General features: G+C 56.5%; 12 protein-coding genes. 11 read left to right on the top strand and 1 reads right to left on the bottom strand.

The window, feature by feature from the left end; translation table 11 throughout:
• The first annotated feature begins 141 nt into the window (after nt 1–141).
• Nucleotides 142–750: a uridine kinase family protein gene (locus ACFFSY_RS06940; protein ID WP_377491938.1), complete on the top strand. Its 609-nt coding sequence runs from the start codon at nt 142–144 to the stop codon at nt 748–750.
• Between the two features lie 229 nt (nt 751–979).
• Here ACFFSY_RS06940 and ACFFSY_RS06935 read toward each other — a convergent pair whose 3' ends face one another.
• Entirely contained in the window at nt 980–1,114 is a 135-nt protein-coding gene (locus tag ACFFSY_RS06935; RefSeq protein WP_377491935.1) for a hypothetical protein, read from the bottom strand.
• A 118-nt stretch (nt 1,115–1,232) separates the two neighbouring features.
• Between ACFFSY_RS06935 and ACFFSY_RS06930 the strand changes: the two genes are divergently transcribed.
• From ACFFSY_RS06930 to ACFFSY_RS06885, 10 genes are all read left to right on the top strand, one after another.
• A complete protein-coding gene (locus tag ACFFSY_RS06930) occupies nt 1,233–2,054 on the top strand; it encodes a hypothetical protein (RefSeq protein WP_377491932.1) in 822 nt (273 codons plus the stop codon).
• A gap of 24 nt (nt 2,055–2,078) precedes the next feature.
• Nucleotides 2,079–4,262, top strand: a complete 2,184-nt coding sequence (locus tag ACFFSY_RS06925) for a GAF domain-containing sensor histidine kinase (RefSeq protein WP_377491929.1) — start codon at nt 2,079–2,081, stop codon at nt 4,260–4,262.
• A 1-nt stretch (nt 4,263) separates the two neighbouring features.
• The gene (locus ACFFSY_RS06920; protein ID WP_377491926.1) at nt 4,264–4,896 is read left to right on the top strand and encodes a response regulator transcription factor; all 633 of its coding nucleotides are present in this window, start codon (nt 4,264–4,266) and stop codon (nt 4,894–4,896) included.
• 387 nt (nt 4,897–5,283) lie between these two features.
• The gene (locus ACFFSY_RS06915; RefSeq protein WP_377491923.1) at nt 5,284–6,015 is read left to right on the top strand and encodes a hypothetical protein; all 732 of its coding nucleotides are present in this window, start codon (nt 5,284–5,286) and stop codon (nt 6,013–6,015) included.
• Nucleotides 6,016–6,089: 74 nt separating this feature from the next.
• Entirely contained in the window at nt 6,090–6,479 is a 390-nt protein-coding gene (locus ACFFSY_RS06910) for a GntR family transcriptional regulator (RefSeq protein WP_377491920.1), read from the top strand.
• Between the two features lie 20 nt (nt 6,480–6,499).
• Nucleotides 6,500–7,408, top strand: coding sequence for an ABC transporter ATP-binding protein (locus tag ACFFSY_RS06905; protein ID WP_377491917.1), 909 nt, complete (start codon nt 6,500–6,502; stop codon nt 7,406–7,408).
• A 45-nt stretch (nt 7,409–7,453) separates the two neighbouring features.
• A complete protein-coding gene (locus ACFFSY_RS06900) occupies nt 7,454–8,356 on the top strand; it encodes an ABC transporter ATP-binding protein (protein WP_377491914.1) in 903 nt (300 codons plus the stop codon).
• A complete protein-coding gene (locus tag ACFFSY_RS06895) occupies nt 8,349–9,698 on the top strand; it encodes an ABC transporter permease (protein WP_377491911.1) in 1,350 nt (449 codons plus the stop codon). The genes ACFFSY_RS06900 and ACFFSY_RS06895 overlap by 8 nt, the downstream gene beginning before the upstream one ends.
• 396 nt (nt 9,699–10,094) lie before the next feature.
• Nucleotides 10,095–10,265, top strand: a complete 171-nt coding sequence (locus tag ACFFSY_RS06890; RefSeq protein ID WP_377491909.1) for a hypothetical protein — start codon at nt 10,095–10,097, stop codon at nt 10,263–10,265.
• A 96-nt stretch (nt 10,266–10,361) separates the two neighbouring features.
• A complete protein-coding gene (locus tag ACFFSY_RS06885) occupies nt 10,362–11,570 on the top strand; it encodes a TraB/GumN family protein (RefSeq protein WP_377491906.1) in 1,209 nt (402 codons plus the stop codon).
• Nucleotides 11,571–12,002: the final 432 nt, after the last annotated feature.

The following is a 12,002-nucleotide window of genomic DNA, read 5'->3' as shown; positions in this document are numbered from 1 at the left end:
TTTCGGAAGCCTTTGCTGGGCATCCATGGTAATATAGAGGGAGAATGAGTCTGCGGTGCCGATCGAGCAGGGCCAACTCGTCGAGAGCGAAGCGCAGGCTATCGCAACCGAGAAGGAATAGCGCATGGGGGGACGTGCAGGATGCAGCAAGGGAAACCGATCATTATTGGCATAGGAGGCGGCTCCGGCAGCGGCAAGACGACGTTGTGCACTCGGCTGGAAGCGGAGTTGGAAGGCTATCGGATCAAGAGTATACATGCCGACAAGTATTATTTCCGCACGCGGATGAAGACGACGGCGCCGTTCACCGGCAAGATGTACGATGATTTCAACCATCCGGATTCGCTCGACTTTCCGAAGATGCTGGAGGACTTGCTGCGGGCGGCGAACGATGGGGAGACGGAGATCGTCATCGTGGAGGGCATATTAGTGCTGCATCACGCCTATTTGCGCGAGTGGATGGACGTCAAGCTATACGTCGAATGCCCGGCTGACGAGCGGCTGCTGCGGCGGACGGCCCGCTTTCTTCAGAAGGGATATGCGTACGAGGACATCGTGAACGAATATTTGGAGCTGGTCCGCTACCGCCATGACGAATTCGTCGAGCCGACCAAGTGGCATGCCGATCTGATCGTGAACGGATCGCAGGGGCCGGAGCTGGGCGTCAAAATTATGCTCGAATGGATTCGCCTTGCGGCGCGCAGCCGCAAATCGTTCGAGACGGTGCGGGACTTCAACGGGAAGCGGTAGCGGGAGCGCGCATCCGGTGGTCGACATGCCGCATACGACGATCGATATCGCGAGGGCATCGCAAGCGTAGCCATGTAACAGGGGCATCTCATCGTCATGCCATGACGCGGGATGCCCTTTTGATCGTCAGCAACCTACTGCTGAAGTTGGCCGTTTCGATCCTCAAACAACGGACTGCTGAAGTTGGCAGCTTCAGTCGTCAAACAACGGACTGCTGAATTTGACCGCTTCAAGCCCGGCGCTCGGGCCGCTCGGCGATCCGCTTGTCCAAGCGCTCGCAGCCTGTTCTGCGGGCCATCGCCCTTCCGCTTAATCGTCCCCACATGCCCGCCCCCGTTATCTGCGTCGCGAATTCGCCAACCATGCTGCTTTCCTAACCTGTTTTCCCATCTCGCAGGGAACCGCTCTCTATAACCGGGAATGCGCCTTTCGTTATCCTGAAGACAAAGAAGTGCTTCAAAACACGAAAACGGAGGCGTACAATGAAAACAGACATTGGTAATGGCAGGAATAAAACTTGGCTTGGCGTAGTGTTTCGATTTATTGCGATTGTATTTGCCGCGGCGGGTTTGATCATGCTGCAGGGCTTGTCGGAAGGGCTGGAGCCCTGGGCCCGCGGCTTCATGGCAGCCGCGCCGCTCCCGGATGACCTGCGGTTCCACGGGGCATCGCACGGCGCGCTCATCGGCATTCTGTTCAGCGTAAGTCTGCTCGCAATGCTCCGCGCACCGCTGAATAAGCCGCTACTGCTGCAGTTTTATTTTATTGGCCACCTTATCTTCCTCGGCACCTTGCTGGTGACGGATCCCGCGCTGGCCAAGCAATCGTTCTTCGTCTTTATTCTGTTCGCCGCCGTCCTCGGTGTCTTGTTCGCCGTCTATCCGAAGCGGCGCGACATTCTCCGCCCGCGTCAGCCGAAGGCGATGAATCGCCCGCTGCTCGTCATGACGGGCATTGCGCTGCTCGGCTTGCTTCCGTTCATGATCAACGGGGTTACCGGACAGATTGGCGATACGCAGATGCAGTTCCGCTGGGGCGAAGGGACAGCGCTCGGACTTGCGCTTGTCTACGCCGGGTACTTAACCGCAACGTCCCGCACAGGGGCGCGCACGCTCGGCATCATTCAAAGCGCGGCGTATGCGTACATGGGCGCAGCCTCGGTCACCTTGCCGGATCATCCGGGAAGCTGGGGGATCATTGGCGGTGCGGCTGCGATTGCATACGGCATGGTCTATGCCGTAATCGTCCTTAGACAACTGGCGCCCCATGCTTCCGTCGCAAAGCCGAATACGATTCAATCATGAGCTGAACGCAAAGGTGAGAAGAACATGAAGACTGCTCCAATTCAGACGCAAGCAGAGCATGGCGCCGGCCGCCGCCCGATGGGGTGGCGGTCTGCTGCGCGTTGGTGGGCTTTCCTCCTATGCGCGGTTTATGCGGGACTATTTTTGGCGAAGATCCCGTCCTACTACGTTTACTTACGGGACAGCTGCTTGCAGACTGCCTGCGAGTACGCCGCGCTTACCCCGATCCCAGCCGAGGTGATCGCCCGCTGGGGACTTTCGGACAGCGGGTTCGCCGGGTTGTACACGGGTATCGCCTTGTTTGATTTCGCCGTCTATTTCGCGGTTGCGTTCCTTGTCCTGCGGAAACGGCCGAACGAGCCTATGTCTTGGATTGCCGCGACGGCCCTGATTTCGTTTCATAGCGCGAGCTTTATCGCCGTGCAATGGCCGGGTTTACACGGATTGACCAATGTGCTAGGGGATTTGTCCACCTTGTCGTTCATCCTCTTCCTACTGCTGTTTCCGAGCGGCAAAATCGTGGTCAAGCCGATGTTCTGGACGGCGATCGGGGCTGCCGTGATCCGAAACGCGGCATGGTATGCCTCCGATCAACCTTGGGGAGCGGCGAATTGGCCGACCTGGCTGACGCTGCTGTGGATGGTGCTCCTGTACGGCTCGATTGTGTGGAATCAACTCATCCGGTACCGCAGGCACGCCGAAGTCGCCGAGAAGCAGCAGACCAAATGGGTGCTCTACGGGCTGCTGCTGGCGATTGGCGGGATGCTTGTCGTTTCGGTCTCTCCGTTATTGCATAACCCCGATTTCTATCAGTCGCCCGATCCCGTCGTGCTGTTTGCGCTGGATATCGCGATCATGCTGATCATGATGCCCATTCCGATAACGCTGGGCATTTCCATGCTGCGCAGGCGATTATGGGATATCGATCCGCTCGTGAACCGAACGCTGGTCTACGGCTGCCTAAGCGCCGCTATTATCGTCTTGTATTCGGTCGCGGTGTGGTATCTATCGGTGCTGTTCCGGTCAGGGCCTAACATGGTATTCTCGATCGTCGGCGCAGCGCTCGTGGCCGTCCTGTTCGCCCCGCTCAAGGAGCGGCTGCAGCGGGTCGTCAACCGGATGATCTACGGCGTTCACGACGATCCGTTCTCCGTTCTGGAGAAATTGGGCAACCGGCTCAAGGAGCCGTCTTCCCCGGCCGCCGTGCTCGAGATCGTGGCGAGGACCGTGAAGGATTCGCTTCGGCTGCCGTACACGGCCATTCATCTGATGGTGGGCGGCGAAGCGCTGAGCGTGAGTTCGGCTGGCGAGGAGCAGGGGGAGGTCATACCGATTCCGCTAATCGCCGGCGGGGAAGAGATCGGCCGGCTGCTCGTCTGCGCGCGCGGCCCGGACGAGAGCTTCAGCGAAGCCGATTGGAAGCTGCTGCGCTTTTTGGCCCGGCAGGCGGGCACGGTCGTGCAGGGCGTGAAGCAGGCGACGGAAATCGAGCGGCTGCTCGGCGATCTGCAGGATACGCGGGAGCAGCTGATCTTCGCCAGGGAGGAAGAGCGGCGTTCCATGCGCAAGAACCTGCATGACGACATTGCGCCGAGATTGGCGGCCATGCGCCTGACGTCCAGCCTGGTGGTGGATTGGATTCAGAAGGATCCGAACAAAGCGATCGACATCATGAACAAATTCAAGCAGGACATCGGGGACGCCGTGGACGAAATTAGAGGTATTGTCTATGATTTAAGACCGCAGGCGCTCGATGAGCTGGGCTTGAACGGCGCAATCCGGCAGCGGGTGGAGCAAATCGGGCAGATCAGCCAAGTGAAGGACATCGCCGCAAGCGCCCCGCCGCTGCAGGTGGAGCTTATGCTGCCAGAGCGGCTTCCGATCCTGCCTGCGGCGATCGAAGTGGGCGCCTACCGGATCGTGACGGAAGCCTTTCTTAATGTCGTGAAGCATGCGCGGGCGAGCAGCTGCCTGATCCGGATTCATCTTCGCGAAGAGGCAGGCACGCTTGCGATCGAGGTTACAGATGACGGGATCGGCTTCGCAAGCAATCCGGTCCCGACCGAAGGCGGTCTTGGGCTGTATTCGCTTCGGGAACGGGCGGAAGAGCTAGGCGGCAGCTGCAGCATACGGGAAGTCTCCGGCGGCGGCACGCAAGTGGCAGCGCAGCTGCCGCTTCGAACGAATATAAGAAGAGGGGGATATTAAGATGCTGCGAATATTGTTGGCCGATGACCATCCGATGTTCCGGGAGGGCGTCAGGAGCATCATGGAGAGCGTACCGGATTTGACGGTCGTCGGCGAGGCGGCCACGGGAGAGGACGTCGTCCGGCTCGCGCTGGAGCTTGCGCCGGACGTCGTGCTGATGGATATCCGCATGCCCGGCTTGAACGGCATCGAAGCTACCGCGCGCATCCGGGCGGCCAATCCGCAAATCGGGGTGCTCATTTGCACCATGTTCAAAGACGATGCCTCCGTCATCACCGCCATGAAGTCAGGCGCGCGAGGCTATATTCTCAAGGATGCGGATCGGGACGACATTATCCGGGCGATCTGGGCCGTTGCTTCCGGGGAAGCGATCTTTAGCTCGGATGTGGCCGCGCGGATGATCGATTTCGCGACGAAGCCGATGCAGCCGCTCGAAATGTTCACCGAGCTGACCTACCGGGAGCGGGAGGTGCTCAGCATGGTCGTGGAAGGGCATGCTAACGCCGAGATTTCCAAGCGGCTGGAGCTCAGCTCCAAGACCGTTTCGAACTACATGACGAACATCTTCAATAAGCTGCAAGTCGCCGACAGGGCTGGCGCGATTGCCAAGGTGAAGGAAGCGACCGGGCAGTAGTGCTTGTCATCGTTCATATTCATGAGGTTAATCAATTAATTATAGACGGCCAAAAACATGCATCGCCCGCATTCGAACGTCCATTGATGCGGATAGTCATTCACGACGTAAATTGAATGATCCTACACGTAAGCAATCACTCATGACCTTAATCAAAAGCTCATTGCCGAGCGCGCGGCGATGGGCTTTTTGCGCTTTGAGCATAACCATCACGGCCTCATATCCCTTAATTGGGGAGCCGAATACGCGGACTGGATAAGCAGCAGGAATAATTTTACTGGAAGGTGTTGACTGCCGAGTAGAGGTGTGATTATACTGTATATAAAGATATACACAGTAAACACACTAAACACAGTGAGCACAGATAAGAACTGGAGGAAATGCGAAATGTCTAGCTGGCAAGGGGCGCTCATGCTGTTCAGGCACGAAATGCGGCGATCGTGGGTCGGCGTGCTGATCACGATTGGATTTTTCAGCTACTTCGGCTTCATACTCGTCTTGGTGATCGGCGATATGCTAAGCGGCATGCAGAATGGAGAAGGGGATGCCGCGTTCCCGATCGATTTCCTGATGCTGTCGCTGCTGCCGAACATGGGCTTCATCATGAACCGCACGGTGTTCAGCTATTGGAAGACGAATCCGTACACGCGCAAACTCGCCTATTGGCGCACGCTGCCGATCGGCTTCCAATCGATCGTCCTCTACCGGATGCTGCAGTTGGTCGCCATGATTGCTATCGTAGGCATCTACTTCTTCGGCATCGAATACGCGTTTGTCGCCGAGTTCCGAGAGATGCTTTCCTTCGGGCAGTACCTGCTATTCGCGCTCTTCTGGATGGGGTACGCGCTATTGGTGGCCTCTACGTACATGTTCGCCGAGCAATGCTACAGCGGCCGCACGTACTTTATCGTCTGCTGGTGCTATATCGTGATGTACGCGTTGGTCGTGGCGGGACTATGGTACTTGGATATCTCGCCGACGCGGCTGTCGATCGAATTGGCGGGCGAAGGCAACCCTGCGGGCGCATTGATCCTCATCGTGGCCGGCATCGTCGCGCTGCTCGTATCGGGACATTACATTCGGCAGAAACTCGAAAGGCGCAATTTAATTCATGAATGACGACTCCGGTGTTGGAGGACGTGGACTTCCGGTGAAGGGCGCGTCCGCAGCCGATACGATAGAAGGTGTGCACGGTGTGGATTCCGATACAAATTAACGAACAGAGCGCAGAGCCGTTATACCACCAGATTGAAGTGCAGCTTCGGGCGCTGATCGTCAGCGGCCAGCTGGCGGAAGGAACGCTGCTGCCTTCCATCCGGGAACTCGCGGCGATGGTCAAATGCAGCGTCATCACGGTGCGGCGCGTCTATCAGGACTTAGAGAACGAAGGACTGCTGCGGACTAGGCAAGGGACGGGCACGTTCGTGGCGAAGGTGGGGGACGAGATGCGGGACGTACACCGGCGCAGCGCGGTGATCGAGGCGTTCGAGTCGGCCGTGGAGGCGGGCGTTCGGGTGCAGTGCAGCGAGGACGAGATGCGGGAGATGCTTGAGGAGATATTGCGCAAGCGGCGCGATGGGTAAGCGGGGAGGAGACTAACGGGATGTTTACGGAAGAGACGGCGATAGAAGTGAAAGGCGTTGTGCAGCGGCGCAAGCATTTCCAGCTCGGTCCGGTGGAGCTGGCGGTGCCCAAAGGTTACGTGACGGCGATCGTCGGGCCTAACGGATCCGGCAAAAGCTCGCTATTTCGGCTGCTGCTCGATCTGAGCAAGCCGGATGAAGGCGAGATGACAGTGCTCGGCGAGCGCGTCGGCGGAGACGACCGGCAGCTCAAGGCGCGGATCGGCTACGTGCCGGATCAGGCGATCGACGTCGAGGACTGTATGCGAGCGGAGGAGAAGGCGGCTTTCGCGAGCCTGTGGTACCCAAGTTGGGAGCTGAATCGTTATCAAGAGCTGCTGAGGCGGTTCGAGGTCGACCCGTCAATCAAGCTCGGCAAGATGTCCAAGGGGATGCGCCGCAAGTTCGACATCGCGCTCGCCATGGCGCACAACCCGGAGCTGCTGCTGCTCGACGAACCCTCCTCCGGCCTTGATCCGATCGCATGGAAAACGATGATCGAGGTGCTTCACCGCTACATGGAGCGGGGCGACCGGACGGTGCTCATGGCTTCGCACATCGTCGACGAGGTCAAGCGGCTGGCTGACTATATCGTCTTCATCGTTCACGGTCGGGTGCTCGGCATGTTCGAGAAAGACGCGCTGCTCGAATCGTGGTACGCCCTCTATATCGAGTCCGGGAGTACGGCAGGCAGTTGGAAGGCGATGCCCGGCTACCGCGAGCACGAACAGCTAAGCGGCACGCAGGTCAAGCTGGTGACGAGCGACGTGCTGGAAGCCGAGTCGTGGTGCGCCAATCAAGGGCTGCGCATTACAGGAAGGCAGAAGTTGGAACTTGATGACATTTTGACCGTACTCATCGAGCAGGAACGACGGCGGATCCACTCATAGCGAACGAGAAGGCAAGCTATTTTTCGAGAGAAGGGGCTTAACGCGATGAATCCATTGAAAGTAGACAGAATTTTCAAGCAATATGGCGACAAGACGGCAGTGAACGGGATCAGCTTCGAGGTTGGCGAAGGCGAAATCTACGGGCTGCTCGGCGGGAATGGCGCGGGCAAGACGACGACGATGCGGATGGTGCTCGGCTTGATTTATCCGGACGGCGGCTCGATCCAGTATCACGGCAAGCCCTATAGCGCGGAACAGCTGCGCGGGCTCGGGTATTTGCCGGAGGAGCGCGGGTTGTACGCGAAGGTCAAGGTCAGCGACCAGATTCTTTACTTGGCCCAGCTTCGCGGCATGAAGCGCAAGGACGCGGACGCTAATCTGAAGCGCTGGCTGGATCGGTTCGGCGTGCCGGAGTACTACGGGAAGCGAGTCGAAGAGCTGTCCAAGGGCAATCAGCAAAAAATCCAGTTCATCGCGTCGGTCATCCATAGTCCGAAAATCATCATTATGGACGAAGCGTTCAGCGGGCTCGATCCGGTCAATGTCGAGCTGTTGAAGGGCACGGTTAAGGAGCTGCGCGATTCGGGCACGACGATTCTGTTCTCGACGCACCGGATGGAGCATGTCGAAGAGCTGTGCCGGAACATTACGATTCTGCACAGGTCGAACCCGGTGCTGCAGGGCAATTTGAAGACGATCAAGAAGCAGTTCCCGCGCGAGCGCGTCATTCTGCACACGGACGGGGATGTTAGTGGCCTGGAATCGATCGGCGGCGTGCTGCGGGTAGATCGACGGGAGAACGGCTACGAGCTCATGATCGACCGGGAAGAAGCGGCGCGTCCGATCATAGATCTGGCGCTGGCGCAGACGAACGTGCAGCGATTCCAAGTGATGGAGCCCACGCTTAACGAAATCTTTATTAAGACGGTAGGTGAGAGCCATGAATAATAGTTTCTGGACGGTCGTCGGCTTCACGGTTCGCAACAAATTCAGAGGCAAAGCATTCGTCATTACGACGCTGGTTATCGCACTTATAATGAGCATCGGCATCAATCTGCCTTATATCATTAAGCAATTCAGCAGTAATGAGAACGAGGCCGTATCAGTTGGATACCTCGAGAAGTCGGAAGACTTGCTTAAGTCGACGACGTTCAATAATGCGTTCTTGGCCCAATCGCTCAATAAGTACTTCGAGGCATTGCCGGAGCCGGCGGTGAAGCTGATCCCGTTCAAGGAAAGCGGGTCGCCAGAAGGCGACGAGAAGGCGCTCAAGCAAGCAATCGCGGATGGCAAAATCAAAGGCTACATCGAATTCCAGCCAGGCAAGACGGGCGGCTTCCCGAATGGCTTCCCCGATGTCGTGTATAAGTCTGAGAAGCTCATGGACACGAACGTGACCGAATCGCTCGCGGTCGCCCTGCAGGCGGTGAAGACCAAGATGATGCTGGAGGGTTCCAACCTGTCGCAAGAGAAACGCGACCTGCTGCTTGCGGAGGTGGATGTCCAGACGGTTCAGATTTCGACAAGCGCCGGCGCGGGCAACGTAGGCGAAGGCAAGACCGCCTCCGAGCAAGCGATGGATATGGGCCTTGTTTACGTGATCCTCATTCTTCTGGTGATGGCCATTATGGTCACCGGCCAAATGATCGCAAGCGAGATTACGGCCGAGAAAAGCTCGCGCGTCATGGAAATCCTCATCACGAGCGTGGCGCCGGTCACGAGCATGTTCGGCAAAATCTTCGGCATGTTCCTCGTCGGTCTGGCTCAGATGCTCACCTTCGTGGGCGTGATCCTGCTGAACATGGCGCTGCCGCACAATAGAGAACCGCTTGCCGACTTGAATATCCGTTTGGCCGACATCGATCCCGTGCTTTTGGTGTACGCGCTCGTGTTCTACCTCATGGGCTACTTCCTGTTCGCGACGCTGTTCGCCGCGGTCGGTTCGCTCGTCAGCCGCACCGAAGATCTGGGCCAAGCGGTCATGCCGATCACGGTCGTCTCGCTGGTTGGTTTCTACGTATGCATGTTCGGCGGCTTAAGCAACCCGGACACGACGGTCATGAAAGTGTTCTCCTTTATCCCGCTGTTCTCGCCATATGCGATGGTCGTTCGGCTTGGGCTGAGCAATCCGGCCGCCTGGGAAGTATGGGTATCGATCGGCTTGCTGCTGATCATGATTCTGGTCGCCGGCTGGCTGTCCGCCCGCATCTATCGCGCCGGGGTGCTCATGTATGGCAAACGCCCGACGATCAAAGAGCTGCGCAAAGCGATGAAGGCATACAAAGTGTAGATTGCTGCACAACTTCACTTCCGATAGGAAGGACGATTAGACCATGGAAAGATTGAAGTTTATGTACAAAGGCTTTTTAAGAGAACCTCTGTCGTTTAAGATTCTAGTTTCGTTATCCTTGCTTTCGGCGATCATTTTTAGTAGTTCATTCTTCTCTTACAATACGAATTATCAAAGCATCGCCAAATTTTCCGCGGCTATCTTTTTTGTCGCATACGGGTTGAAGATGCGGAGGAATTTTCGTATCTCGGTTATTTTCTTCGCTGCAGCCGTGTTATGTGTATTTCTGTCGTGGCGGTATTCGGCGTTTGGATGATGTACCCCTAATAAGGGGATTGAATCCGATTACTTCATCTCGCGAGAAACTATATTTCATAAATGTGGGAGGTTTTTCGAATGAAAACGTATATTCCATTGCTGGGTATACTGCTGCTGATCGCTTATTCGTTGGTTACGCATTTTGAAGCACCGATTCATGATGTGGCGAAAGGCGGCATGTTGGGTCTGTCCGTCGCGTTCAACGTCTACGCCCTAGCAACATTCAGAAGAAAGCCGTCCGTCGCCTAGTCCGAAGTTATGCAAGTCCCCGCTCTTGGCCGAAACCTCCTAAGCGTAAGCAGCGTGGAGCGGGAAGTTTCTTAATTATGGGGAGGAACATTCACTATGTCGAGAAAGAAGAGAACCGCGCTATTATCCGTCGCCTTATCCGCCTCTATGCTTGCATCCGCCTTTCCGGCAATCGCCGCGCCGACCGCGTTGGACGTCGAGGTGAACGGCAAGAAACTCGAGTTCGCGTCGAACGCGCCGATTGCCCAGGACGGCACGACCTTCGTTCCGCTGGAATCGACGTCCAAGGCGCTTAATCTTTCGCTTCAAGACGCCAAGAACGGCACGATCACGGCCGTGATCGACGGCAAACAGGTGACCCTTCAAGCGAAGCCCAAAACGATCGGCGGCGTGACGTACGTTCCCGTTCGCATCATTGGAGAGGCGGCCGGTTACGAGGTGCGCTGGGATGCCGCAACCCGCACGATCGAACTGACGTCGAAGATCGTCAAGGAAGGCGGCAAAGGCTTTCTTTGGGAAGTAAAGAACGGCGGCAATACGGTTTATCTCGTCGGCTCCATGCATATTGCGGACGACAGCTTCTATCCGCTGCATCCTTCCTTCGAGCAGGCATTCGCGGAAGCGGACTACCTCGGCGTCGAGGTGGACATCTCGAAAGCGGCCGACCAGGATAATCAGAAGTTGATCATGCAGCTGGGCACTTATCAGGACGGCACGACGCTCAAGGATCATATCTCGGCAGATACCTACAAGCAGGTTGGCGAGATTTTGACGAAGAGCGGACTGAAGGCCGACGCATTGGATACGTTCAAGCCGTGGGTAGTCGAGACGACGCTCGCCACGCTGAAATCGATGGAGGCTGGGTACCAAAGTACGGTCGGCATTGACCTGCACTTCATCCAGAAAGCGGTGGAGCGCAAAATTCCGGTCATCGAGCTGGAATCGTACGAATCCCAATTGAACATGTTCGACGGCTTCTCGAAGGAGCTCCAGGAAGCGAACCTTAAGACGACGCTAACCAATTTCGATCAGGTTGACGAAGGCGTGGATCAAATGGCCGAGATGTGGAAGAAAGGCGACGATGCCGCGCTGCTCGAGCTGACGGCCAAAATGTCCGAGAACGAGGAATTCGGCAAGGCGATGCTCGACGACCGCAACAAAGGCATGGCAGATAAGATTGACGGCTACTTGAAGAGCACGGAGAAAGCCGAGTACTTCATCGTTGTAGGCGCAGCTCATTACCTAGGGGACACCGGGATCGTCAAGCTGCTGCAGGACAAAGGTTATACGGTTACGCGGAAGTAGATACAAGCGCGAAGAGGTCTCCCTGGCAATGGGGAGGCCTTTTGCTTTTCAGAGATTTGGGATATTTTACAACTTGCATTGGATTGCGTCGCGGTGTATTCTATAAATCCGCCCGCTGAACAAGCGGACAAGCGGAAGTCGCAACTGAATGTTTTACTTTCGGAATTCGAAAATAAAATAAAAAAACAGTTGCAAAGCAGTAACGAAGTATGATATATTCTAATTCCGGTCGCGAGAGCGATTCGGAAAGGTAAGTAACTAACTTGTTCCTTGAAAACTGAACAATGAGCGATATGTCAAAGCTAGTGAAGTAATGAGCTAAACAAGCACTTCTCGACAAAATGCTGCTCGTAACCTTCGGTTACAGCAAATCAATTTGTCTTTTATGGAGAGTTTGATCCTGGCTCAGGACGAACGCTGGCGGCGTGCCTA

The organism is Paenibacillus aurantiacus (assembly GCF_042431225.1).
Lineage (GTDB): Bacteria > Bacillota > Bacilli > Paenibacillales > Paenibacillaceae > Paenibacillus_Z > Paenibacillus_Z aurantiacus.
The sequence above is the reverse complement of the archived record's forward strand: the minus strand, read 5'-3'. Positions and strand labels throughout refer to the sequence as shown.

Coding starts and splice junctions, on each gene's coding strand:
- ACFFSY_RS06905 (WP_377491917.1), top strand. CDS start 6,500: ATGTTTACGGAAGAGACGGCGATAGAAGTGAAAGGCGTTGTGCAGCGG.
- ACFFSY_RS06925 (WP_377491929.1), top strand. CDS start 2,079: ATGAAGACTGCTCCAATTCAGACGCAAGCAGAGCATGGCGCCGGCCGC.
- ACFFSY_RS06890 (WP_377491909.1), top strand. CDS start 10,095: ATGAAAACGTATATTCCATTGCTGGGTATACTGCTGCTGATCGCTTAT.
- ACFFSY_RS06895 (WP_377491911.1), top strand. CDS start 8,349: ATGAATAATAGTTTCTGGACGGTCGTCGGCTTCACGGTTCGCAACAAA.
- ACFFSY_RS06930 (WP_377491932.1), top strand. CDS start 1,233: ATGAAAACAGACATTGGTAATGGCAGGAATAAAACTTGGCTTGGCGTA.
- ACFFSY_RS06915 (WP_377491923.1), top strand. CDS start 5,284: ATGTCTAGCTGGCAAGGGGCGCTCATGCTGTTCAGGCACGAAATGCGG.
- ACFFSY_RS06935 (WP_377491935.1), bottom strand. CDS start 1,114: ATGGTTGGCGAATTCGCGACGCAGATAACGGGGGCGGGCATGTGGGGA.
- ACFFSY_RS06885 (WP_377491906.1), top strand. CDS start 10,362: ATGTCGAGAAAGAAGAGAACCGCGCTATTATCCGTCGCCTTATCCGCC.
- ACFFSY_RS06900 (WP_377491914.1), top strand. CDS start 7,454: ATGAATCCATTGAAAGTAGACAGAATTTTCAAGCAATATGGCGACAAG.
- ACFFSY_RS06940 (WP_377491938.1), top strand. CDS start 142: ATGCAGCAAGGGAAACCGATCATTATTGGCATAGGAGGCGGCTCCGGC.
- ACFFSY_RS06920 (WP_377491926.1), top strand. CDS start 4,264: ATGCTGCGAATATTGTTGGCCGATGACCATCCGATGTTCCGGGAGGGC.